This is a genomic window from Streptomyces sp. NPDC097595 (assembly GCF_044761525.1).
GTDB lineage: Bacteria > Actinomycetota > Actinomycetes > Streptomycetales > Streptomycetaceae > Streptomyces > Streptomyces drozdowiczii_A.
The window spans coordinates 87,326-110,251 of the sequence record NZ_JBIWCN010000010.1; the positions used below are offsets into that span (position 1 = coordinate 87,326).

Sequence of the window (22,926 nt, forward strand, 5' to 3'; positions counted from 1 at the left end):
CGGGCCGGCGGCCCCACGCGTGGGCGCGGTCACCCCTGTACCAGCACCGCGCACAACGTGCGCGACCCGCTGAAGACCGTCCAGTTGAGCGTCTTGCGGCCCGTGCGCTGGGGGCACTGGCCGTCGCTCACGAGCGCGGTGATGACCATGAGCGCGTTCTGGCCGGTCGGAACCTTCGTCTGGTCGCAGCCCCAGACGGTGAACAGATGGCCTGTGCCCTTGATGCTCCCGTCCGCCTGCTTGGTCAGCGAGGCGGGGAAGCACTGGCCCGCCGCGAACCGCCGGTCCAGGCAGAGGGCGATGGAGGATCCGTCGGCGTTGACGTGTCCCCAGCCGTGCCGGCCGCCGCCCTCGGGGCAGTTGCCGGCGGACGTGGTCACCATGGTCACCTGCGTGAAGGCGAAGCTCGCCGCGCAGTCGACGGCCTCCGGCCGGTCGTGGTTCAGCTTGCCCCAGCCGGCGTCGAACACGTTGAGGCAGGTGCCGACCCGGACGGACGCGAACGCGAGGTCGACGGGGCTCGGCGGGTCGGGCGTGGGGGTCGGTGTGGGGGTGGGGGTCGGGCTGGGCGTGGGCGTCGGCGTGGGGGTCGTCTCGTCCGGATCCGGCTTCTCCCCGTCGTTCCGGCTGTCCGGCGGCGGGTCCCGGTGCGCCCGGGACGAGGGCTCCGACACCACGGAGGCGGGCTTGTCGTCGCCGCCCACGCCATGCTTCTGCCACGGCTGCCACAGGCCCAGCAGGAGGGCGATGCCCACGAGCCCGACCAGGACCGCGGACGAGGCGCTGACGAAGTAGGTGCTGCTGATGTCCCGGCCGGCCATCGTGATCCGGGACCGCCCGGACGCCCGGGCGTCCATCCGGATGCCGCCGTCGTCGGCGTCGTCCGAGTCCCCTCCTGCGTAACTCAAACGATCACCCCTTCGTGATGTTGACGTCCCGGCCGGCCATCGTGACGCGGGAGCGGCCGGACGCCTTCGCCTTCATGGTGACCGTGCGCGGAGCCGCGTCCTCGGCCCCGGCCGGCCGCAGTTCGTCCAGTACGCGCCGGAGCTCGGGCACGAGCTCCGGGTGGGCGGCCAGAAGCCGTTCCAGCCGCGCCGCCCACTCGGTGACGAGGCCCTGCTCCAGTGCCTCGTCACCGGTGCGCCGTGCGGTGAGCGCGTCCGCGCGGGCGTCCGTGAGATCGGCCGCCACCCGGTCCGCGCGGTCGGGCTGCGCCCGGCTCCAGAGATCGGCCAGCGCCTGCCGGGCGCGCTCCCACCCCGCCGTCGCCAGGCCGTCCACCACGGTCGACGCGGCCTGGCCCGCGAGGGCCGCCAGTTCGAGTTCCATAGCTCGCTCCCTGCGCTCGCTCAGCCATCGGGAAGACGTGTATATCGCCCGTGGCACGGGGGCGCCGGGGATTTGAGGTGTTCCTGAGCATGTACACGCATGCGGCCCCGCGCACACCCCAGCCCGTCCGGCGCTTGAGGACGGAACCGGTGCCCCCGGACCGGGGCGAAGGCTTCCGTCCTCAAACGCCGGACGGGCTGGGTTTCCCGCGCCCCACGGGCCACCCGCGCAAAATCAAGCCCGTCCGGCGCTTGAGGACGGAACCGGTGCCCCCGGACCGGGCCCACGACACACCGCCCCCCGATACGGCACACTGGAGGTTTCCCCCGAGCCGGAAGGGCCAACGCGCGTGAGCGGACCCCTCATCGTCCAGAGCGACAAGACGCTCCTCCTCGAAGTCGACCACGAGCAGGCCGACGCCTGCCGGCGGGCCATCGCGCCGTTCGCGGAGCTGGAGCGGGCGCCCGAGCACATCCACACGTACCGGCTGACCCCGCTCGGGCTGTGGAACGCCCGCGCGGCCGGGCACGACGCCGAGCAGGTCGTGGACGCGCTCGTGACGTACTCCCGGTACCCCGTACCGCACGCGCTGCTCGTCGACATCGCCGAGACGATGGACCGCTACGGCCGCCTCACCCTGTCCAAGCACCCCGTGCACGGGCTCGTCCTGACGACGACGGACCGGCCCGTGCTTGAGGAGATCCTCCGGTCGAAGAAGGTCCAGCCCCTGGTCGGGGCCAGGATCGACCCGGACACCGTCGCCGTGCACCCCTCCGAGCGCGGCCAGGTCAAGCAGACGCTGCTCAAGCTCGGCTGGCCCGCCGAGGACCTCGCCGGTTACGTGGACGGCGAGGCGCACGCGATCGAGCTGGACGAGAGCGGCTGGGCGCTGCGCCCGTACCAGCAGCAGGCCGTCGACGGCTTCTGGCACGGCGGCTCCGGCGTCGTCGTGCTGCCCTGCGGCGCCGGCAAGACCCTCGTCGGGGCGGGCGCGATGGCGCAGGCCAAGGCGACGACCCTGATCCTCGTGACGAACACCGTCTCCGCCCGGCAGTGGAAGCACGAGCTGGTGAAGCGGACCTCGCTGACCGAGGACGAGATCGGCGAGTACAGCGGGACGCGGAAGGAGATCCGGCCGGTCACGATCGCCACCTACCAGGTGCTCACGACCCGCCGGAAGGGCGTCTACCCGCACCTGGAGCTCTTCGACTCCCGCGACTGGGGCCTCGTGATCTACGACGAGGTGCACCTGCTCCCCGCCCCCGTCTTCAAGTTCACCGCCGACCTCCAGGCCCGCCGCCGCCTCGGCCTGACCGCGACCCTGGTCCGCGAGGACGGCCGCGAGTCGGACGTGTTCTCGCTCATCGGCCCCAAGCGGTTCGACGCCCCGTGGAAGGAGATCGAGGCGCAGGGCTACATCGCCCCGGCGGACTGCGTCGAGGTCCGGGTCAACCTCACGGACTCGGAGCGACTGGCGTACGCCACCGCCGAGGCCGAGGAGAAGTACCGGTTCTGCGCGACCACCGCGACGAAGCGGAAGGTCACCGAGGCGCTGGTGCGCAAGCACAAGGGCGAGCAGACCCTCGTCATCGGGCAGTACATCGACCAGCTGGACGAGCTGGGCGAGCATCTGGACGCCCCGGTGATCAAGGGCGAGACGAGCAACGCGCAGCGCGAGAAGCTGTTCGAGGCGTTCCGCCAGGGCGAGCTGAACGTGCTCGTGGTGTCGAAGGTGGCGAACTTCTCCATCGACCTGCCGGAGGCGACGGTCGCCATCCAGGTGTCGGGGACCTTCGGTTCGCGCCAGGAGGAGGCCCAGCGCCTGGGCCGGGTGCTGCGGCCGAAGGCCGACGGGCACGAGGCGCGGTTCTACTCGGTCGTCGCGCGCGACACGATCGACCAGGACTTCGCGGCGCACCGCCAGCGGTTCCTGGCCGAGCAGGGCTACGCGTACCGCATCGTCGACGCGGACGAGCTGCTGTCGGAGAGCTGAGCGTCGGAGAGCTGAGCGAGGGGCACGGGTGCGGCGGTCAGCGCCGCCGCACCCCCGCCTCCTCCGCGTACTCACCGAGCACGACGACGCCGAAGGCCGCCTGCGCGAACACCTTCACGGCACGCAGGGCGCCGGAGGCGCGGTTGTGGGGGTGACCGGGGGCCTCGGTGGCGCCGGTCCTTCTCGGGTCAAGGGTGACGGTACTCATGTATCCATGGTGCTCCGGACGGGTCCGCCGTGGCGTCGCCCCGCAGACGGAAGCGCGACGCCCCGCCCGTACACCTCCGGTCGCACGGCACCCCCTACGGGAGGGATGACCCACCCCCGTAAAAGCATTCGCGCCCACCCCCCGCCCCCCGGTACACTCCCCGGTCTGCCCGCCTCCCGCACCGTGGTACCGGCGGCCCCCGAGGGGCCCTGCCGGCAGCCGGGGGAGCGCCGCCGACCGGACGGAAACCGGCCGACAACCGTACGCACGATCGATCCCCGAGCGGACCGCACACCCCCCAAGGGTGAGACGCGGTCCGTCGTCCTGCGTTGAATGCCGGAGGCAACACCGTGCCCGCGCACGAATTCGAGAGCGACACCACCACCGACCCCCTCGCCCATGAGCGCGCCCATCTCGCGGCGTCCCGCGCCGCGTTGCGCGCCATGCGGGAGGACGCCCAGGCCCTGGACATCCGCGACGTCACCGCGAACTGGGTGAACGCGGCCGTGCTCCAGGCCCAGATCGACGAGCGCATCAAGTCGCTCGCGGACCTGGCCCACACCCCGCTGTTCTTCGGGCGCCTGGACTATCTGCACGTTGTCGGGGCGGAGGAGGCGGAAGGCGCGGAGGGCGAGCAGTTCTACATCGGGCGCCGCCATGTGCACGACGCCGTGGGCGACCCGATGGTCATCGACTGGCGCGCCCCGGTCTCCCAGCCGTTCTACCGCGCCTCCCGCAAGGACCCGCTGGACGTCGGCCGCAGGCGCCGCTTCGGTTACACGGGCGGCGACCTCACCGCGTACGAGGACGAGCACCTGACCGACCCCGCCGAGGCCGAGCAGACGAGCAAGCTGCTCCAGGCGGAGATCGAGCGCCCCCGCGTCGGCCCCATGCGGGACATCGTCGCGACGATCCAGCCGGAGCAGGACGAGATCGTCCGCAGCGAGCTGGGCGGCACGGTCTGCGTGCAGGGCGGCCCCGGCACCGGGAAGACCGCCGTCGGCCTGCACCGGGTCGCGTATCTGCTGTACGCGCACCGCGAGCGCCTGGCCCGCACCGGCACTCTGGTCGTCGGCCCGAACCGCTCCTTCCTGCACTACATCGAGCAGGTGCTCCCGGCCCTCGGCGAGCTGGAGGTCAAGCAGGCGACCGTCGAGGACCTGGTCACCGCGCAGATCGAGGTCCGGGGCGCGGACGAGGCCCCGGCCGCCGTCGTGAAGGGCGACGCCCGCATGGCGGAGGTGCTGCGGCGCGCGCTGCGCTCGCACGTCACGCTGCCGACCGAGCCGGTGATGGTGGTGCGCGGCTCGCGGCGCTGGCGCGTACCGGCGTACGAGATCGAGGAGATGGTCCAGGAGCTGCTGGCCCGGGACATGCGCTACGGCGCCGCGCACGAGGCGCTGCCCCAGCGCATCGCGCACGCGGTCCTGGTGCGGATGGAGCAGTCCGGCGAGGCGCCCGACGACCGGGTGCAGAATTCGGTGGCCCGCAACCCCGCCGTGAAGGCGGCCGTCAAGGCGATCTGGCCCGCCGTGGACCCGGCGAAGCTGGTCCTGCGGCTGCTGTCCGACGCGGAGTTCCTGGCGGAGCACGCGGACGGGCTGCTCTCCGAGGACGAGCAGAAGGCCATCCTGTGGATCAAGCCCGCGCGCAGCGTGAAGACCGCCAAGTGGTCGGCGGCGGACGCGGTGCTGATCGACGAGGCGGGCGACCTGGTGTCGCGTACGCACTCGCTCGGCCATGTCGTGATCGATGAGGCGCAGGACCTCTCCCCCATGCAGTACCGCGCGGTCGGCCGCCGCTGCTCGACCGGTTCGGCGACCGTCCTCGGCGACCTGGCTCAGGGCACCACGCCCTGGTCGACGCAGAGTTGGGAGCAGGCGCTGCACCACCTGGGCAAGGCGGACGCGCTGGTGGAGGAGCTGACGGCCGGCTTCCGCGTGCCGCGCGACGTGATCGCGTACGCGTCCCGGCTGCTCCCGGTGATCTCGCCGGGGCTGACGCCGGTGGAGTCGGTGCGTGAGTCGCCCGGTTCGCTGTCCGTACGCGAAGTCACGGAGCTGGACGCGGCGGTCGTCGCGGCCTGCGAGGAGTCGCTGGCGCACGAGGGCTCGATCGGCCTGATCGCCGCCGACGCGCGCATCCCGGCCCTGGCCGACGCGCTCACGGCGGCCGGCCACACGTACCTCTCCCCCGGCCAGGAGACGACCGCCGAGTCCCGGCTGACCCTGGTCCCGGCGTCACTGGCGAAGGGCCTGGAGTACGACTACGTGGTGCTGGACGAACCGGCCGCCGTGGTCGACGGCGAACCGGACGAACGCACGGGCCTGCGCCGCCTGTACGTGGCGCTGACCCGTGCGGTCTCCGGCCTGACGGTGCTTCACGCGGCGCCGCTGCCGGCGGAGTTGGCGTAACGAAGTGAACGGGGGCGGGGGGACCCTCGTCCACCCCCGCCCCCGCCCGGTCTATCCGGCGGTGCAGGCCCGCCCGTTCAGCTTCACCGTGCCCGGGTCCGCCGCCGGGCCCGTGCGGCTGCTGTTGAACCCGAAGTCGATCGAGGCTCCGGGTGCCAGCGTCCGGTTCCAGGACAGCGGCGCGGCCGTCACCGTCCGCCCGTACTGGCCGAGTTCGGCGCTCCAGGTGTGGCTGAGCTTCTGGTCACCGGGCAGCAGCCAGGTCAGCGACCACGGGGTGACGGCCTTGCTGCCCGTGTTCTTCACCGTGACCGTGGTGGTCGAGCCGGTGTTCCACGGGTGCGAGGAGTACGTCACCGTGCAGGCCCGCTCCGGACCCGTGGCGTCGCCCGCGTCGTCCAGGTAGGAGGCGATGTAGGCCAGCGGGGCGTTCCAGTTGATCGCGACCTCGTTGGTGGCGTACGAGCCGTTGTCGTCCAGGTAGCACATCGCGGCCGCGCACCCCTTGAGCTTCGCGGCGGCCTCCGGGTCGCCCGAGGTCGGCGCGGTCAGGTTGGGCCCGCCCGCGAGGGACCCGGCCGGCGGGTGCGGCAGCGACGGGTCGGACTCGTGCGCCCAGAACCGGTGGTGCTGGTTCTGCGAGTACCGCTCGCCGTAGCCGGTGACGTACGACTGGTTGAGCGGGTTGCGCCCGAAGAGGTAGTCCGCGCCGCGCAGGACCGCGTCCCGGTAACCGGTCCTACCGGTGAGGTCGGCGGCGGTCGCCAGCACGATCATGTTGTTCAGGACCTGGCTGTTCGAACCCCAGGCGTAGTTCTGGTCCTTGGGCGCGTACGGCACGCCGTACAGCTGGTCCTCGGTCTGCGCCTCGTACTGGTCGGCGGCGGTCGTCACGACGTTCCGTACGTCCGCGAGCTGGGCGGCCGTCAGGTCGTTCGGGACCGTGGCCAGGGTCAGCACGCCGAGCCCGGCGGTGCCGGCCCACCACATGCCGCCGTCGGCGGGGAAGGCCGCGTCCACGTCACCGTGCACGGGTGAGTCGAGCACCGCCTGCCGGTACACGTCCTTGCCGGTCGTGGTGAACAGCTCGGCGGCGGCCCAGTAGAACTCGTCGCTGACGTCGTTGTCCTCGTACGTCCCGCCCCCGACACCGTCGGCCGGGCTGGCGTACACCGCCGGGTGCGCCTTCGCGGCGGCCCACGCCGTCTCGGCGGCGGTACGGCACTGGGCGGCGAACTCCGCGTCGAACGGGGCGTAGAGGCGGGCGCACTGGGCGGCCGTCGCGGCCAGGTTCAGGGTCGCGGCGGTCGTCGGCGGGTGCAGTTCGCGCTGTTCCGGGTCGAGTTCGGGCCGCATCGGGATACCGGTCCAGTTGGCGTCGTGCACCTTGTGGTGGACCATGCCCGCCAGCGGCTGCCCGGCCGGGACCTGCATGCGCATCAGGAACTCCAGCTCCCAGCGCGCCTCGTCGAGGATGTCCGGCACGTCGTTGCCGTGCTCGGGCACCCGCAGCGCGCCGTCGCCCAGCTCGGCCGCCTCGGCGCCGTCGGCGGTGAGGGTGCGCTCGTAGGTGTCCATCAGCTCGGCGACCGCGATGCCGCCGTTCACGACGTACTTGCCGTGGTCCCCGGCGTCGTACCAGCCGCCGCGCACGTCGAGCCGGTAGTCGCAGACGCCCGGCTGGCAGGGCACGTCCGTGTCGCCCTTGTTCGGCGCCACTCCGAGGTGCCCGGCCGGGCGCGCGTACTCCTCGCCGACGAGGTCCGCGTCGATCGCGATGCCGCTGCGGTTCTGGTAGAAGTACGCCAGCGAGTCGGACCGGAGGCTGTCGTAGAGGTCCGCCCGGATCGAGAAGGGCTCGCTGACCTGCCCGTCCGCCTCGACCGTGAAGCCGTCGCCGGTGGCGGTGGCGTCGCTGAAGTCGAAGGTCTGCACGTTCTGCCGGGAGGTCGGGTCCTCACCGCCGGGGTTGGTCGTCCCGCTCGCGACGGTCGTCCCGTCGGCCGCCTTCAGCGCCCACGGGACCGGGTCGGTCGCGTCGGTGACCAGGGTGCCGGTCTTCGGGCCCTTGGGGAGATAGCCGACCTGGTTGACGCGCACGGGCGACCCGGTGTCCGGCACGTAGACGGGCGGCTCGGCGCCCCCGCGCAGCGACACGTCGTCCACGCAGAAGGTGGCCGCCTTCGCGCCGCCGCCGACCTGGAAGGCGACCTGCGCGGTGTCCTGGTCGGCGGACGCGGTGAAGACGTGCGTGTGGGCGGTCGCCTCGGCCCCGATCTGATCGGTCGCGGACAGGTCGGCGGTGTACGGATCGGTCGCCATCTGCACGTTGGTGTGAATGGACAGCGGTACGGTCGAACTCGCCGTGTACGTCAGGGTGTACGCCTCCCCCGCGACGAGCGGGATGTCGTTCTGCCCGACGATCGCGTCCCACGGATTGGCGGTCCCCGCCGGCACGTCGGCACACAACCGCCCGTCCACGACGGCGATCGGCGCGTTGGCCGTGGACCACCAGGGCGCGGTCCCGGCGGAGAAGTCACCGTTGGTGATCTGCTCCGGAGCGGGGTCGCCGTCGGCGGCGACGGCACCGGGCGCGCTGAGAATGCCGCCACAGAGCGCGGCAGCGGCCAGCACACCGAGCACACGGCGTCTGCGCCGCAGGGCGGAGGGGGGTGGGGAGGCGTTCACCAGGGACCTTTCGTCGTGGGACGGAAGAGAGCGATGGGAGCGCTCCCACAACAGATGGGCATGCCGGGGAGGCGCGCCATGGGAGCGTTCCCATCACCGCGTGGCCATTGTGGGACGGGAGGCGCGGGTTGCGCCAGGGTCATGACAGGACGACGTTCCGGACCGCCGCCTGATCGCCCCGGTCCGGGCCGAGGGTTCCGTCCTCAAACGCCGGACGGGCTGGGTTGTCCGGGCACACCGGCCATTTCAGCCCCTCCGGCGCTTGAGGAGCGGGGGCACGGGGGCAGCGCCCCCGCAGGAGCGGCGCGCAACGGGCGCCCCGGATCTCCGTGTCGGGGCGGCCTAGGGTCGGCCCGGAGTGACGAGGCGGTATTCGTAGGCCATGACCACGACCTGAGCGCGGTCCCGCGCGCCGAGCTTGGCCATGATCCGGCTCACGTGGGTCTTCGCGGTCAGCGGGGAGACCACCAGCTCCGCGGCGATCTCGCTGTTGGTGCGGCCGGCGGCGATCAGCCGCATGACCTCACGCTCACGGCCGGTCAGGGCGTCGAGGCGCCGGTCCGGAGCACCCCCGTGCTCCGGGCGCGCGGCGAATTCGGCGATGAGCCGGCGGGTGACCGACGGGCTGATGAGGGCGTCACCGCGCGCGGCGACGCGGACCGCGTGCAGGAGTTCGGCCGGTTCGGTGTCCTTGAGCAGGAAGCCCGCGGCGCCGGAGCGCAGCGCCCCGTACACGTACTCGTCGAGGTCGAAGGTCGTCAGCATCAGCACCTTCACATCCGCCAGCCGCTCGTCGGCCGCGATGCGTCGTGCGGCCGCGAGGCCGTCCACCCCGGGCATCCGGATGTCCATCAGCACCACGTCGGGCCGCAGTTCGCGGCAGGCGTCGAGGGCGACGGCTCCGTCGGCCGCTTCGGCGACCACGCGCAGGTCGTCCTCGTCGTCCAGGATGCCGCGGATTCCCGCGCGCACGAGGCGCTGGTCGTCCGCCAGCAGGATCCTGATCATGTGCCCCTCCCGATCGCCCCGTGACCGTCCGGAAACGGTAGCCGGGCCAGGACCGTGAAGCCTCCGGCGGGGCCGGGTCCGGCGGTGAGTGTTCCGCCCAGGGCGCGCGCCCGTTCCGTCATGCCCGTGATGCCGTCGCCGGGTCCGGCACGGGCCGGACCACGGCCGTCGTCCTCGACGCGGATCACCATGGTCCGCTCGCCGTGGTGCAGGCCGACGACGACGTGCCGGGCGCCGCTGTGCCGGACGGCGTTGGTCAGCGACTCCTGCACGATGCGGTACGCGGCGAGGTCCACCGCCGCCGGCAGCGGTGCGCGTTCCCCGGCCCGATCGACGCGTACGTCCAGGCCCGCCCGGGTCGCCGAGTGCACCAGCTCATCGATCCGGGACAGCCCCGGCGGGGGCGTGGTCGGGGCCTCCTCGTCGGCCTGTCGCAGCACCCCCAGCGTGGCGCGCAGGTCCCGCAGACCGTCCTTGCTGCTCTCCTTGATGGCGGTCAGCGCCTCCTCCGCCAGAGCCGGGTTCCGCCGCATGCGGTGCAGGGCGGAGGCCGCCTGGACGTGGATCACCGACATGGTGTGGCCGATGACGTCGTGCAGTTCACGGGCGATGCGCAGGCGCTCCTCGGTGGCGCGCAGCCTGGCCTGCTCCTCGGCGTAGGTGAGCCGGCCGTGACGCATCGCGCCCAGGGCCACCACCGCGACCAGCCAGCCGGCCAGCATGAAGACCGCCGTGCCGGTGACGTCGCCGGTGCCGGCCAGCGCGCCCGCGCCGACGCCGACGACCATCACCGCCGCCATGGCGGCCGACACCCGGAGCCGGCCCCGTGCGGCCAGCGCGTACAACGCGGCGACGGGGATCACCACCAGCGGCCCGTCGACCGTGCTCAGCAGGTAGTAGGCCCCCGTACCGAGCACCGTGAACCAGCCCACCGGCAGCGGTTGCGCACGGCGCAGCGGCAGCGCCGCGCACACCGCGACGGCCAGCGCCCAGGAGCCGGTCGCCGAGGCGGTCGCGGCCCCCTCCGTGCCGAGACGCTGGCCCTCGGCCACCGCCGTCAGCGCCAGCACGAGCCCGGCGAGCGCCAGGTCCGCACGCGGGCCCGTGGGCGGACGAAGGCGGCGGATGTCGAAAGGAGGCACCGCGTCATCCTGCCCGGAGCGCGGCCCTGCGCGGGGCGGCTGTCCGTGTTCGCGGCGAAGGTGCCTGCCATGGGAGTACGCGGACGGCCGCGACGTACACCCGCTGGTGTACGCCCTCCACCGTCGGCTGTCAGCCGTGGGCCGACGCGCCCACGCCCTGTACGCCCGCACGATCGAGGACATGCCTTTCCCTCGCGGCTCCGCCGCCCCCCAGGCCCCGTCCCCGCCACGGGCCAGCGCCTCGCCGCCCGTCGGCCGGTTCGGTGCCCTGGCCGACTGGGCGCAGCGTCACCGCTGGGCCGCTCTCGCACTGTGGGTGGCCGTCCTGGCCGCCATCACCCTGGGCTCCACGGCTGCCGGCTCCGCCTATCGGAACGACTTCTCACTGCCGGGCACCGAGTCCCAGACGGCCACCGACCTCTTCAAGCAGCACGGCAGCGCCCAGGCCGGCGACACCATCGAGATCGTCTTCAAGGACACCGCGGGCGTCAGGAACGACAAGGACCGCGTGGAGCCGATGCTGGCCGAGGTGAGGGGGATGACGGGGATCGCCGACGTGCGCAGCCCCTTCACCGACGCCTCGGCGATCTCCCGGGACGGCACCATCGCCTACGCGTCCGTCACCCTGGCCGGCAAGACCGAGGAAGTCCCCAAGGAGGACGTCGCCGAGGTCCTCGACGTCGCGCGGAGCATCGGCACCGGGCATCTCCAGGTCGAGGTGGGCGGCGAGGCGGCGCGCAACGCCGAGGACCAGGCGCCGCCGACTGCCGAACTCGCCGGCATCGTGGCCGCGCTGGTCATCCTGGTGCTGTTGTTCGGCTCACTGCTCGCGGCCTCGCTGCCGCTGCTCACCGCGCTGTTCGCGGTCGGCGGCGCCGTCGGCCTGATCGCCTTGGCCTCGCACGTCTTCACCGTCGCCGATTTCACCCCGCCGATCCTCATGCTCGTCGGCCTGGGGGTCGGCGTCGACTACGCCCTGCTGATCTTCTACCGCTACCGCCATGAGCTCCTCGCCGGCGTCCAGCCCGCGCAGGCGGGCCGCACGGCCCTGGACTCCGCCGGGCGCACGGTCTTCTTCGCCGGCTGCACGGTCATCGTCGCGCTCCTCGGTCTGGTGGCCCTGGGTCTCGGCTCCCTTCAGGGCATCGCCCTCGCGGTGGCCGTCACCGTCCTCGTCACCATGGCCGCCTCTCTGGTGCTGCTGCCCGCGCTCCTGGCCCTGTTCGGCGAACGCATTCGGCGCCATGTACTCACGCAGCAGGCCCGGAACACGAAGAGGGGCCGGGCGGAGGGCAACCGCTGGCGCGCCATGGCACGCGCCGTACAGCGTCGACCGGTCCCGACCCTGGTGGCCGGCGCGCTCGCTCTGTCGGCGCTGTCGGCACCGGCTCTCGGCATGCGGCTCGGCTTTGCCGACTCGGGGAACGATCCCGCGAAGACCACGTCCCGGCACGCGTACGACCTGCTCGCCGAAGGGTTCGGCCCCGGCTTCAACGGTCCCCTCGTCGTCTTGGTCAAGGGCGGCCCGGAGGCCGGCAAGGCCGTCCGGGCCGAACTCGCCGCCACCGAAGGAGTCGCCGAGGCCGCTCCCGTGATGCCCTCGGCGGACGGGGCCCTGTCCACCGTCCTCGTCTACCCGACGACCTCTCCCCAGGCCGAGGGGACCGTGGACCTCGTCCACCGCCTGCGCGACGACGTGGCACCGCCACTGGAACGCGCCACCGGGGCCGAGGTGCTGGTCGGTGGCGCCACCGCCGCCTCCCAGGACGTCTCCGAGACCCTCGCCGACCGGCTGCCTCTGTTCGTCGCCGTCGTGGTCGGCGTCTCCTCGCTCCTGCTCCTGCTGGTCTTCCGGTCCCTCTGGATCCCCGTCAAGGCGGCGGTCCTGAACCTGCTGTCGATCTCCGCCGCACTCGGTGTGATCACCCTGGTGTTCCAGCACGGCTGGTTCGGCGCGCAGCCCGGCCCCGTCGAAGCCTTCATCCCCGCCCTGGTCTTCGCGATCGTCTTCGGGCTGTCGATGGATTACGAGGTCTTCCTCGTGTCCCGCATCCACGAGGAGTGGACGCGCACCAAGGACCCCTCGCGGGCCGTGAGCGAAGGACTCGCTGCGACCGGCAAGGTCATCACCGCGGCAGCGGCCATCATGATGTTCGTCTTCGGGGCGTTCGTCCTCAGCTCCGACCGCATGCTCCAGCAGTTCGGACTCGGCCTGGCCGTCGCCATCCTGATCGACGCCGTGGTCATCCGCTGTCTGATCGTCCCCGCCGTCATGCAGCTGCTCGGGAAGTGGGCTTGGTGGCTGCCCGCGCCGCTGGACCGGAGACTTCCCCGGGTGTCCCTGGAACGGCCTGCGGCGGCAGGCCGGGAGGGCGGCGCCGACCGGACATGACAGCGGCAGGCCGGCCGGTACCTCTCCGGATCTCCGGAGAGGTACCGGCCGGCCGAGCGGGCGGAATCCCGTCAAGGGCTCCCGGGAAGGACCAGGATCCGGGAGCCGTACGGGTACGTGTCAGCGGTCGAGCACCGCCCGCCACTCCCGTACCGCGTCCGCGTCCACCGGCCCCGCCCAGCCGCCCGGCCGCGCCGCGCCGCCGATGTGGACGGCGTCGATCCCCGCGTCCAGGAGCGCCGGCAGGTGCTCAAGGCGCAACCCGCCCCCCACAAGGATCCGCGGCTCGTACCCGGGCTCGCCCCGCCGCCCCGCCTCAGCCACCAGCGTCGGTATCCCGGCGTCCACGCCCGCCGCCGCCCCGGCCGTCAGATACGTGTCAAGGCCCGGCAGATCCGCGAGGGCCTTGCGCAGCGCGTCCCGGTCGGCCGCGCGGTCGATCGCCCGGTGGAACGTCCACCGGCAGCCGTCCAGCACCGCGACCAGCCGCTCGACCGCGACCAGGTCGGGATTCCCGTCCGAGTCCAGGAAGCCGAGGACGAACTCGTCCGCCCCCTCCGCCCGCAGCTCACGCGCCTTGCGTACGAGTATCTCGACGTCACCGGCCGCGAAGCCGTCCGCCACCCTGAGCATCACCCGAAGCGGAATGTCCACCGCGGCGCGGATCGCCGCGAAGGTCGCGCAGGACGGGGTGAGGCCGTCCGCCGCCATGTCGGTGACCAGCTCAAGCCGGTCCGCACCACCCGCCTGGGCAGCGACCGCGTCCTCCGCGTCGAGAGCGATCACCTCCAGGACTGCACGGTTGCTCATGGGATCCCAATCCTCCAGGAAGCAGCTACAGGTCTAGTCCAATGGCCCAGCCTACGGGGCGGTAGGCCGACGGCGCAGCCCTGACCGTGAACGTGAAGATACGCGAGCCCGAACGGCCGACGAGCGAGCGACCGGCGCGGCCCGCGCACCCGCAGCGGATCACCCTTGCTTCGGGATAGGGGGTGGGGGTATACATGAGACCTAGAGGAAGATACCCCTAGGGGGTACCCAGGACGGGGTACCCGGGGACCACCACGAGGAGGGCCCGTGTCAGCGCCCACAGCGCATCCCGCAACGGCCGAGGTCGAGCTGATCATCGGCGGCATGACCTGCGCCTCCTGCGCGGCCCGTATCGAGAAGAAGCTCAACCGGATGGACGGCGTCACGGCCACCGTGAACTACGCCACGGAGAAGGCCCACGTCACCTACGACGGCGCCGCCGCCTCCGTACAGGACCTCGTCGCCACGGTCGAGAAGACCGGCTACACCGCGCACGAACCCGCACCCCCGGCGCGTACGACGGAAGACGCGGCCGTACCCGCCCCGCAGGAGGCCGACACCCTGCGGCAGCGACTGATCACCGCCGTGCTCCTCGCCGTGCCGGTGGTCGCGATGTCGATGATCCCGGCGCTCCAGTTCGACAACTGGCAGTGGCTCGCGCTCACCCTCACCGCGCCCGTCGTCACGTACGCGGGCTGGCCGTTCCACCGCGCCGCGTGGACGAACGCGCGGCACGGCGCGGCGACGATGGACACGCTCATCTCGCTCGGTACGTCGGCCGCGTTCCTGTGGTCGCTGTGGGCGCTGTTCTTCGGCACCGCCGGCATGACCGGCATGACGCACCCCTTCGAGCTGACCATCGGCCGCACCGACGGCGCGGGGAACATCTATCTGGAGGCGGCGGCCGGCGTCACCGCGTTCATCCTCGCCGGGCGCTACTTCGAGGCCCGGTCGAAGCGGAAGGCGGGCGCCGCGCTGAAGGCGCTCCTCGAACTCGGCGCCAAGGAGGTCACCGTCCTGCGCGACGGCCGCGAGGTGACCGTGGACACGGCGGACCTCCACGTCGGCGACCGCTTCCTCGTGCGCCCCGGCGAGAAGATCGCCACGGACGGCACGGTGGTCGAGGGCTCCTCGGCGGTGGACGCGTCCATGCTCACCGGCGAGTCCGTCCCCGTGGAGGTCTCCACGGGCGACACGGTCACCGGCGCGACGCTCAACGCCGGCGGCCGCCTCGTGGTCGAGGCGACCCGCGTCGGCGCGGACACGCAGCTCGCCCGGATGGCGAAGCTGGTCGAGGACGCGCAGAACGGCAAGGCGGCGGCACAGCGCCTCGCGGACCGGATCTCGGCGGTGTTCGTCCCCGTGGTCATCGCGCTCGCCCTGGGCACGCTCGGCTTCTGGCTGGCGGACGGCGCGGGGATCACGGCCGCGTTCACGGCGGCGGTGGCGGTCCTGATCATCGCCTGCCCCTGCGCGCTGGGCCTCGCCACGCCGACCGCGCTGATGGTCGGTACGGGGCGCGGCGCCCAGCTCGGCATCCTCATCAAGGGCCCCGAGGTCCTGGAGTCCACCCGCCGGGTCGACACGATCGTCCTCGACAAGACGGGCACGGTGACGACGGGCCGGATGACCCTCCAGGCCGTCCACACGGCCGCCGGAACCACGGAGCCCGACGCCCTCCGCCTCGCCGGCGCCCTGGAACACGCCTCCGAACACCCCATCGCCCAGGCCGTGGCGACCGGAGCCGCCGAACGCACCGGCGCCGCTCTTCCCACTCCGGAGGACTTCGCGAACGTCCCCGGCCTGGGCGTGCAGGGCGTGGTCGACGGCCATGCGGTCCTCGTCGGCCGCGAACAGCTCCTCGCGGAGTGGGAGATACGCCTCCCGGCCGACCTGGCCGCCCGCAAGGCCGAGGCGGAGGCCGCCGGCCGCACGGCGATCACGGTCGCCTGGGACGGCGAGGCGCGCGCGGTGTTCGAGGTGGCCGACGCGGTGAAGGACACCAGCGCGGAGGCGATCACCCGCCTGCGCCGCCTGGGCCTGACCCCGATCCTGCTGACCGGCGACAACCGGGCGGTGGCGGAGTCGGTCGCGGCCGAGGTCGGGATCGACGAGGTGTACGCGGAGGTCATGCCGCAGGACAAGGTGGACGTCGTCAAGCGCCTCCAGGCGGAGGGCCGCTCGGTGGCGATGGTCGGCGACGGCGTGAACGACGCCGCCGCGCTGGCCCAGGCCGACCTGGGCCTGGCGATGGGCACGGGCACGGACGCGGCGATCGAGGCGGGCGACCTGACCCTGGTCCGCGGCGACCTCCGCGCGGCCCCGGACGCGATCCGGCTCGCGCGCCGGACCCTGAGCACGATCCGGACGAACCTGTTCTGGGCCTTCGCGTACAACGTGGCGGCGCTCCCGCTGGCCGCGGCGGGCCTGCTGAACCCGATGATCGCGGGCGCGGCGATGGCGTTCTCCTCGGTCTTCGTGGTCGGCAACTCGCTGCGCCTGCGCCGCTTCCGCGGCGAGTCCTAGATCCCTGCCCGTCCGGCACACCCAGCCCGTCCGGCACATCCAGCCCGTCCGGCGTTTGAGGACGGAACCGTTCACGGGGCGTCCCCGAACCCACGGGGCGCCCCGGGCATCGTGCCTACGCGGCCGTCACCCCCATCCGCGCCTCCAGGCGCCCCCGCACAGCCGCCCACTCCTCCCCCGTGATCGAAAAGATCGCCGAATCCCGCAACCGCCCCTCCTCACCAGGCACCCACGAAGGCGACCAGTTCCGCAGGACACCCTCGAACGTGGCGCCCACCGACTCGATCGCGGCGCGCGACCGCTGGTTGCGCGCATCGGTCTTGAGGTCGACGCGCGAGACGCCCCACTCCTCGAACGCGTGTCGGAAGAGCAGGTACTTGGACTCGGTGTTCACCCCGGTCCCCTGCGCGGACGCGGCGAGCCAGGTGAAGCCGACCTCGATGGCGGTGAGCCTGTCGTCACCCATCCAGTAGCGCGGCTCCCAGAAGGCCGTGGCCCCGACGACCCGCCCGGACCCCCGGTCCACCTGCGCATAGGGCGCCAGCTTCCCCGCCGCTGCACGCCCCAACTGGGCGTCGATGTACCCCTCGACCTCCCCTGGCCCGGGCACCCAGGTGTACCCGTACGAGCTCCGCTCCTCCTTTAAGCCCACCGCACGACCCTGTTGTCAGACCCCCCGCCTACGCTCACCGCATGACTTTGATCGACAGTACGTGCGAGTTCCCGGGCCACGAGGTCAACCTCGTGTTCGCCCGGGGGCTGTCCCGGTCCGTGCTCGTGGCAGGGCTGCGGGAGCAGAATCGCGAGGCGCTTGCTCAGGGGGAGGCAGGGGGTTGGGCATGGGCGGTGCATGACATGGCCAACTGGGAGATCGAGGACTACGACGGCATCGACTACACGCGCGTCTGCGCGTCCGGCGGCGAGATCGTGGTCATCGTGACCGAGCCGTGCAGCGCCAAGGCGCACGGGCCGAACTTCACGTATCTGCGCGACGGGAAGCCCATCGTCCACTTCAGCTTCGAGGACGTGGAGGATCGCGTCGGCGACAACCCGGACTACATGTCCGCCGAACTGCTCGCCGCGAACCTCATAGGTCCCGACGCGGAATGCCTCGCCTGGGAGACCGATCCGAGCCACGATTGCGACGAGCACGACTCCGACAAGGAGGAGCGGATCCTGCGCGCGATAGCCGCCTGTTTCGGCCTGCCCTCGCCGCCGCTCGCCCAGGAGGTGGCGGCGGCATGACCACTCCCTTCATCGCCCCGGACACGTTCGTCACGTACGCCAAGGGCCTCGACCTTCCCACCCTGAGCGGGATCTACACGGATCTGGGCCTCCCCGCCCGTACGCAGGGCGCATCCGACGGCTGGGCCTGGCTGACACACGACGCGGCCACGTACAAGGGGGACGACGTCGCGACCCAGGCGGGTTACCTCACCGGATTCCGTTACGAGGAACGCTTCGGCCGCCCCAACCCAGTGGAGACCGTGTTCCTCGCCTCCACCCCGGCCTGCGAGTGCCCCCATGGGCAGAACTACTCGGTCCCGCACTGCGAGGCGCACCCGTTCCACTTCATCCACAGCAGGCGCGGCTTCTCGACCACGTACTTCAACATGGGCGCCCGCCGCGAGTCCCGCCGCTCCGGCGACCTGCTCGTCCGCGAGCTGCTGGCCGCCGGGATCGTCGGCCGGGAGACCCCGCGTTACGAGGCCGAGCCCGGGTTCAACGCGGACGGTGCCGTGACCCGGCGGATCATCGCCGGCCGCTTCGGCCTGCCCGCCACCGCCTGAGCGGCGGGCCCGCCGCCCCGCACCCCGCCTCAGCCGAAAAGGTTCAGCTCGCCCTCCCGCGCCCCGGCCAGCTCGTACCGCGTCCCGGTCAGCGGCCGGCCCGCGTACAGCCGGATCAGCGTCGCCCCGTCCCCGGCGTACCGGCCCCGCTCACGCCCGCCGTCCTCGGGGCCGAGCCTCAGCTCCCCGTCCGCGCCGGTCAGCCGGGCGGTGAGCGGGACCGGGCTCCGCTTCCGGCTCATCGCCGCGAGGAGGTCCAGGGCGGGGGCGAGCCCGCCCCCCGCATAGGCCCCCTCGACGCCGAACGCCTCGCGCACGTCCCCCGCGTGCACCCACTCGCCGAGCGCGATCCCGTCCATCACCCCGCCCGCCGCCGCGATGACCGCGCCCGCCTCGGTCATCCCGCGTTCCAGCTCGTCCACGATGCGCGCGTTCGTCCAGTCGGCCCGCTCGGCGATGTCCCGGTCGTTGGCCTCGGGGCTGAACACCCCCCGCTCGAACCGGCCCTCCACCACCCGGGTCAGCACGGCCCCGCAGTGCGCGAGCACGTCCCGCACGGTCCAGCCGGGGCAGGCGGTGCGCAGCTCGAAGTCGCGGTCATCCGCCTCGCGCAGCAGCGGTACGAAGACGTCGCGCTCGGTGCGCAGCAGGAGACCGGGCAGTTCCGGATCACGTTCGTCAGTCATGGCCACAACATAACGCCCGCTTCCGGCATCGCCGGCCGGCAGAACCCGCGTCACGAGACCGAGCCCGGCTTCAACGCGGACGGCTCTCGCGAAGGACGGCCTATTTCTTACGGAGAAATGATGCTGTCTCAACTACCTTGTAAATCACGATAGTTGTCTCATGAAACGCCAAGCCCTCTGGAGCCATCGTGTCCGTACTGCTCGATCTCGCCGACATGTTGCCCCCTTACCTCACTCAGCTCGCCTCCCGCTTGACCGACGGAGTGCTGCAGAGGACCGTGGACCAGATCGCTGACCGGGGCCTCGAAGCGGGCGAAGGTGTGTTCCGCGGTCTGGTGGGGCGGGACGCTCCGGAGGACGACGAGTCGGCACTCACCCCGCAGACCGCCGGCGAGATGGACCGCAGGCTCGGGGAGCTGACCGACACCGAGCGCGCCCAGCTCGGCGCGGCGATCCTCGCGTGGCTGCGGACTCCGCAGAGCGAGCGCCGCGACCTCGTGGATCTGGTCGTCGCACAGCAGCGCGAGCCCGCTCCGGCCTCTTCGAGCACCACCGTGACCTCGTACGGCAACGACAACACGGTCATGGGCAACGTCGAGACCTTCAACCAGCACGTCAGAAGAGACCGGCCGTGAGCGAGCGCCAGGGCAACTCGGACCAAGCCTCGGCCCATTCGACCGGTGACAACAATCTGGTCGTTGGCCGGGTCAACACGCTCTCCCAGATCTTCTACGAGCGGGCCACGTTCGCCATGGGCTGGGTGTTCCTCGTCCTGGCCGCCGCCCTCGCGGGCTACGCCGTGGTGAACTGGCCCGGTGGTTCCCGCAAGCAGTACGTGGGCTTCTTCGCCTTCCTGCTCCTGGCCGCCGTTGCCGCCGTGTGCCATGTCGGGGTACGCAAGCCCGACAGCGGCCACAGTGGCGGCGTCGGACCGCACGCGCGACGCCAGGAGTTCCGAAACGGCGCCCGACCCCGGCTGCCCGACCTGCTGCTGATCGCCGCGCTCGTCTTCTCCCTGCTCAGTTGGTGGTCGTTCGAGAACGTCGTCCGCAACGGCGAGGTGACCGCGACATTCGACGTGCACGGCTCGCGGCCCCTGACCGGGGCGCCGGACAGCGTGCTCACCATGAAGCTTGTGAAGCCTGACCGCGCGGACCTGAGGGACCGGCTCCGCCTCACCCTCCGAATCGGGGAGGACGATCCGGACGCCCCGGCGTGCTCCCACAAGACACGGGTCGATCTCACGGCGGTCACCGCTGGGGTCACCCCGCACGAGGCCGACCTCCCCGCCCGCTCCACGACCGACTTCGCCCTCGGTGATCTCACCGGCCGGACCGGCGCGGTCTTCGAGATCCGGGTGCGCACCGACGAGGGCTGCGCCCTGCGCCTGGTGGGCTGGCAGGGGATCCTGCACAACGACTGACGGCGCACGACTCAAAGGGAGCGAGACTTGAGATGGCAGGAGCATTCCGGAACCGGCGAGCGCTGACCGTCACCGCCGCCATGGCAACGGCCCTCGTCTACGTGTCCGCGACCGGCTGCGATTCCGAACCCCCGTCGATCCTGAGCGACCGTACGGAGGTCGCGGCCAAGAGCGACCAGCCCGGTACGAGCTACTCGCCGCACGACGGCGAGTACAACGGCTTCGACATCGCCGTCGTCGGCAACCTCATGAACATGCTCGGCTACGACACCCCGCGCTTCAGCGGGGTGCTGTCCAAGAACCGCGCGAAGCTGCTGCACGACGGCGACGTGCAGCTCGTGGCAGCCACCTTCTCGATCACCCCGACCCGGATGGCGCCGAAGGACGAGGGCGGCGACGACCTCGACTTCGTCGGCCCGTACGCCTCCACCCTGCAGGGCTTCCTGATCCACAAGGACGACGACAGGAACATCCGCACGCTGGCCGACCTCGACGGCAAGACCGTCTGCGTATGGAGGGGCACCACGTCCGCGAACGAGCTCAACAAGCCGTCCCACAGCACCATCGTCACGCGTGTGGAGGAGGATGCGAAGTCCTGTGTCAACGCGCTCAAGGCCAAGGAAGTCGACGCGGTCTCCACGGATCAGCTGATCCTGTACGGATTCATGCAGGCCAACCCGACGCTCAGGGTGGTGCCCGGCATCAAGTTCGGCGAGCCCAACGACTACGGCATCGCCATGGCCAAAGGCCACCGCGAGGACTGCCTCCGGCTCCGCGACGTGCTCAAGCAGTACGTCCGCCAGGCGACGTCCTGGGAGCGCGACTTCCAGAACAGCCTGCCCAAGGTGCCCAAGGAGACCCGGGACGAGGCCAAACCCACCGAGGACGAGATCATGGCCCTGTCCTGCGTGGACCGCCCCGGCGACAGCACCGCCGACTGACCGGGCGCCCTCGCACTCACCCCCCGGCGGGCACGAACCGCAGCGTCGTCCCCCCACCGGCCTGGGCCGCCGCCGCGAGCGCGGGTGCGGGGACGACGCCCACCACCGGGTAACCGCCCGTCGTCGGGTGGTCGTTGAGGAACACCACCGGCCGGCCGTCCGGGGGGACCTGGACGGCTCCGAGCACCATGCCCTCGCTGGGCAGTTCGTCCGTACGGGCGCGCTCCAGGGCCGGGCCCTCGGTACGCAGGCCGATGCGGTTGCTCTGGGACGAGACCCGGTACGCGGCCGTGGTCAGCGTCCGCAGCGCCTCGTCGGTGAACCACGTGTGGCGGGGGCCGAGGTGCAGGGGCAGGACGAGCACGTCCGGCGCGGCCGGCCACGGGACCGCGTCCGCCACGGACCGCCGGGCCTGCCCCTGGTGCCCGAGAGGCAGGACGTCTCCGTCGCGCAGTGGCGCCGGGCCCAGGCCGGAGAGCAGATCGGCGGACCTGCTGCCGAGCACCGCTTCCGGCAGCAGGCCGCCCCCGAACGCGAGATAGCTGCGCAGTCCTCGCACAGCGGGACCGGCGTCGAGCACCGCGCCCGCCGGTACGCGGACGGGCGCGCCCCAGGCGACGGGCCGCCCGTCGACCGTGACCCGGCACGGTGCACCGCCGACGACGGCGACGACGGGCCGGTCCGGGCGCACCGCGCAGCCGGTGACGGTCGTCTCCAGGACCGCCGCCGTGGCCGGGTTTCCGGCCAGCCGGTTGGCCAGCCGGTGCGAGGGGGCGTCCAAGGCGCCGGACCGGGGCACCCCGAGGTGCGCCCAGCCTGCGCGCCCCGCGTCCTGGACCGTGGTCAGGGCTCCCGCCCGGACCACCTCGATGCGACCGGTCACGCCTCCACCTCCACGGCGACGAAACGTACCCGTGTCCCGGGGCTCAGCAGCGCGGCCGGTTCCCGGGCCGGGTTCCACAGCTCCCCCGGGCCGGACATCCGCCCGATGATCTGCCAGCCGCCGGGCGACGCGCGGGGGTAGACCCCGGTGTACGGCCCGGCGAGGGCCAGCGCCCCGGCCGGAACGCGGGTGCGTGGCGTCGCGCGGCGCGGCGTGTCCAGGTGTGCGGGGAGGCCCGTGAGGTAGCCGAAGCCGGGCGCGAACCCGCAGAAGGCGACCCGGAATTCGGTCCCGGCGTGGATGCCGGGCACCTCGGCCGGGGTGACTCCCCAGGCAGCGGCGACGTCCGCGAGGTCCGGGCCGTCATAGGCGACGGGGATCTCGACGGCGTCCACGACATCGCGCCGCAGTGGCGGTACGTCCCAGGAGACGAGCGTGCGGGCGAGCGCGGCGCGCCCGTCCGGGGTGCGGTCCGCGATGCCGTCGAGCAGGACGGTCCGGGCCCCGGGCACGATCTCCCGCAAGGCGGGCAGTTCGCCGCGTGCGCGCCGCCGCAGCAACTCGGCGTGGAATGCCTCGGCGTGCTCACCGGAGGACAGTTCGACGAGCAGCGCGCCGGGCCCGGCGGGAAGGACGCGGAGAACGGCGGGAGTCCCGGCCGGCACGGACGCCTCGTCCACCGCACCCGTC

20 protein-coding genes are annotated in these 22,926 nt (G+C 72.4%); 9 read left to right on the top strand and 11 right to left on the bottom strand.

Features of this window, described 5'->3' with window-relative positions; genetic code table 11:
- Positions 1 to 29: 29 nt before the first annotated feature.
- Both ACIQZN_RS17490 and ACIQZN_RS17495 read right to left on the bottom strand, forming a co-directional pair.
- On the bottom strand, positions 30 to 908 hold the full coding sequence (locus ACIQZN_RS17490) for a hypothetical protein (RefSeq protein ID WP_403994006.1): 879 nt from the start codon (positions 906 to 908) through the stop codon (positions 30 to 32).
- A gap of 4 nt (positions 909 to 912) precedes the next feature.
- On the bottom strand, positions 913 to 1,332 hold the full coding sequence (locus ACIQZN_RS17495; protein ID WP_403994009.1) for a hypothetical protein: 420 nt from the start codon (positions 1,330 to 1,332) through the stop codon (positions 913 to 915).
- A 349-nt stretch (positions 1,333 to 1,681) separates the two neighbouring features.
- On the opposite strand from ACIQZN_RS17495, the gene ACIQZN_RS17500 reads away from it, so the two are divergent.
- Positions 1,682 to 3,325 (top strand): DNA repair helicase XPB, encoded by a 1,644-nt coding sequence (locus ACIQZN_RS17500; protein ID WP_403994012.1) that lies wholly within the window; start codon positions 1,682 to 1,684, stop codon positions 3,323 to 3,325.
- A gap of 37 nt (positions 3,326 to 3,362) precedes the next feature.
- On the opposite strand, the gene ACIQZN_RS17505 is transcribed toward ACIQZN_RS17500, so the two are convergent.
- Positions 3,363 to 3,533, bottom strand: coding sequence for a hypothetical protein (locus tag ACIQZN_RS17505; RefSeq protein ID WP_403994015.1), 171 nt, complete (start codon positions 3,531 to 3,533; stop codon positions 3,363 to 3,365).
- A gap of 350 nt (positions 3,534 to 3,883) precedes the next feature.
- Here ACIQZN_RS17505 and ACIQZN_RS17510 point away from each other — a divergent pair, with 350 nt between their 5' ends.
- Positions 3,884 to 5,947 (top strand): HelD family protein, encoded by a 2,064-nt coding sequence (locus ACIQZN_RS17510; RefSeq protein ID WP_403994018.1) that lies wholly within the window; start codon positions 3,884 to 3,886, stop codon positions 5,945 to 5,947.
- Between the two features lie 51 nt (positions 5,948 to 5,998).
- Here the strand turns inward: ACIQZN_RS17510 and ACIQZN_RS17515 are convergent, their stop codons facing one another.
- From ACIQZN_RS17515 to ACIQZN_RS17525, 3 genes are all read right to left on the bottom strand, one after another.
- The gene (locus ACIQZN_RS17515; RefSeq protein ID WP_403994021.1) at positions 5,999 to 8,635 is read right to left on the bottom strand and encodes a glycoside hydrolase family 9 protein; all 2,637 of its coding nucleotides are present in this window, start codon (positions 8,633 to 8,635) and stop codon (positions 5,999 to 6,001) included.
- Positions 8,636 to 8,977: 342 nt separating this feature from the next.
- On the bottom strand, positions 8,978 to 9,643 hold the full coding sequence (locus ACIQZN_RS17520) for a response regulator (RefSeq protein WP_403994025.1): 666 nt from the start codon (positions 9,641 to 9,643) through the stop codon (positions 8,978 to 8,980).
- A complete protein-coding gene (locus tag ACIQZN_RS17525) occupies positions 9,640 to 10,785 on the bottom strand; it encodes a sensor histidine kinase (protein ID WP_403994027.1) in 1,146 nt (381 codons plus the stop codon). Before ACIQZN_RS17525 ends, ACIQZN_RS17520 begins: the two co-directional genes overlap by 4 nt.
- Positions 10,786 to 10,966: 181 nt before the next feature.
- Here ACIQZN_RS17525 and ACIQZN_RS17530 point away from each other — a divergent pair, with 181 nt between their 5' ends.
- A complete protein-coding gene (locus ACIQZN_RS17530) occupies positions 10,967 to 13,177 on the top strand; it encodes an MMPL family transporter (protein ID WP_403994030.1) in 2,211 nt (736 codons plus the stop codon).
- Positions 13,178 to 13,297: 120 nt separating this feature from the next.
- Here ACIQZN_RS17530 and ACIQZN_RS17535 read toward each other — a convergent pair whose 3' ends face one another.
- Complete coding sequence (locus ACIQZN_RS17535; protein WP_403994033.1) at positions 13,298 to 13,987, bottom strand: copper homeostasis protein CutC; 690 nt, start codon at positions 13,985 to 13,987, stop codon at positions 13,298 to 13,300.
- 267 nt (positions 13,988 to 14,254) lie between these two features.
- On the opposite strand from ACIQZN_RS17535, the gene ACIQZN_RS17540 reads away from it, so the two are divergent.
- Positions 14,255 to 16,513 carry a heavy metal translocating P-type ATPase gene (locus ACIQZN_RS17540; RefSeq protein ID WP_403994036.1) on the top strand — a complete coding sequence of 753 codons (2,259 nt, stop codon included), beginning with the start codon at positions 14,255 to 14,257 and terminating at the stop codon, positions 16,511 to 16,513.
- A 115-nt stretch (positions 16,514 to 16,628) separates the two neighbouring features.
- Here the strand turns inward: ACIQZN_RS17540 and ACIQZN_RS17545 are convergent, their stop codons facing one another.
- Positions 16,629 to 17,165 (bottom strand): GNAT family N-acetyltransferase, encoded by a 537-nt coding sequence (locus ACIQZN_RS17545; protein WP_403994040.1) that lies wholly within the window; start codon positions 17,163 to 17,165, stop codon positions 16,629 to 16,631.
- 41 nt (positions 17,166 to 17,206) lie between these two features.
- On the opposite strand from ACIQZN_RS17545, the gene ACIQZN_RS17550 reads away from it, so the two are divergent.
- The gene (locus ACIQZN_RS17550) at positions 17,207 to 17,758 is read left to right on the top strand and encodes a hypothetical protein (RefSeq protein WP_403994043.1); all 552 of its coding nucleotides are present in this window, start codon (positions 17,207 to 17,209) and stop codon (positions 17,756 to 17,758) included.
- Positions 17,755 to 18,303, top strand: coding sequence for a hypothetical protein (locus ACIQZN_RS17555; protein ID WP_403994045.1), 549 nt, complete (start codon positions 17,755 to 17,757; stop codon positions 18,301 to 18,303). Before ACIQZN_RS17550 ends, ACIQZN_RS17555 begins: the two co-directional genes overlap by 4 nt.
- Before the next feature lie 29 nt (positions 18,304 to 18,332).
- Here the strand turns inward: ACIQZN_RS17555 and ACIQZN_RS17560 are convergent, their stop codons facing one another.
- Positions 18,333 to 18,989 (bottom strand): maleylpyruvate isomerase family mycothiol-dependent enzyme, encoded by a 657-nt coding sequence (locus ACIQZN_RS17560; RefSeq protein WP_403994048.1) that lies wholly within the window; start codon positions 18,987 to 18,989, stop codon positions 18,333 to 18,335.
- Positions 18,990 to 19,267: 278 nt separating this feature from the next.
- Between ACIQZN_RS17560 and ACIQZN_RS17565 the strand changes: the two genes are divergently transcribed.
- Genes ACIQZN_RS17565 through ACIQZN_RS17575 form a run of 3 tightly spaced genes read left to right on the top strand, consistent with a single transcriptional unit; the run spans position 19,268 to position 21,353 of the window.
- Entirely contained in the window at positions 19,268 to 19,624 is a 357-nt protein-coding gene (locus ACIQZN_RS17565; RefSeq protein ID WP_403994051.1) for a hypothetical protein, read from the top strand.
- Positions 19,621 to 20,412, top strand: coding sequence for a hypothetical protein (locus tag ACIQZN_RS17570; protein ID WP_403994054.1), 792 nt, complete (start codon positions 19,621 to 19,623; stop codon positions 20,410 to 20,412). The genes ACIQZN_RS17565 and ACIQZN_RS17570 overlap by 4 nt, the downstream gene beginning before the upstream one ends.
- A gap of 32 nt (positions 20,413 to 20,444) precedes the next feature.
- Positions 20,445 to 21,353: a transporter substrate-binding domain-containing protein gene (locus ACIQZN_RS17575; protein ID WP_403994056.1), complete on the top strand. Its 909-nt coding sequence runs from the start codon at positions 20,445 to 20,447 to the stop codon at positions 21,351 to 21,353.
- Between the two features lie 16 nt (positions 21,354 to 21,369).
- On the opposite strand, the gene ACIQZN_RS17580 is transcribed toward ACIQZN_RS17575, so the two are convergent.
- Complete coding sequence (locus ACIQZN_RS17580) at positions 21,370 to 22,236, bottom strand: biotin-dependent carboxyltransferase family protein (protein ID WP_403994059.1); 867 nt, start codon at positions 22,234 to 22,236, stop codon at positions 21,370 to 21,372.
- On the bottom strand, positions 22,233 to 22,901 hold the full coding sequence (locus ACIQZN_RS17585) for an allophanate hydrolase subunit 1 (protein ID WP_403994487.1): 669 nt from the start codon (positions 22,899 to 22,901) through the stop codon (positions 22,233 to 22,235). Before ACIQZN_RS17585 ends, ACIQZN_RS17580 begins: the two co-directional genes overlap by 4 nt.
- Positions 22,902 to 22,926: the final 25 nt, after the last annotated feature.

Coding starts and splice junctions, on each gene's coding strand:
- ACIQZN_RS17555 (WP_403994045.1), top strand. CDS start 17,755: ATGACCACTCCCTTCATCGCCCCGGACACGTTCGTCACGTACGCCAAG.
- ACIQZN_RS17530 (WP_403994030.1), top strand. CDS start 10,967: ATGCCTTTCCCTCGCGGCTCCGCCGCCCCCCAGGCCCCGTCCCCGCCA.
- ACIQZN_RS17560 (WP_403994048.1), bottom strand. CDS start 18,989: ATGACTGACGAACGTGATCCGGAACTGCCCGGTCTCCTGCTGCGCACC.
- ACIQZN_RS17505 (WP_403994015.1), bottom strand. CDS start 3,533: ATGAGTACCGTCACCCTTGACCCGAGAAGGACCGGCGCCACCGAGGCC.
- ACIQZN_RS17550 (WP_403994043.1), top strand. CDS start 17,207: ATGACTTTGATCGACAGTACGTGCGAGTTCCCGGGCCACGAGGTCAAC.
- ACIQZN_RS17535 (WP_403994033.1), bottom strand. CDS start 13,987: ATGAGCAACCGTGCAGTCCTGGAGGTGATCGCTCTCGACGCGGAGGAC.
- ACIQZN_RS17495 (WP_403994009.1), bottom strand. CDS start 1,332: ATGGAACTCGAACTGGCGGCCCTCGCGGGCCAGGCCGCGTCGACCGTG.
- ACIQZN_RS17520 (WP_403994025.1), bottom strand. CDS start 9,643: ATGATCAGGATCCTGCTGGCGGACGACCAGCGCCTCGTGCGCGCGGGA.
- ACIQZN_RS17575 (WP_403994056.1), top strand. CDS start 20,445: ATGGCAGGAGCATTCCGGAACCGGCGAGCGCTGACCGTCACCGCCGCC.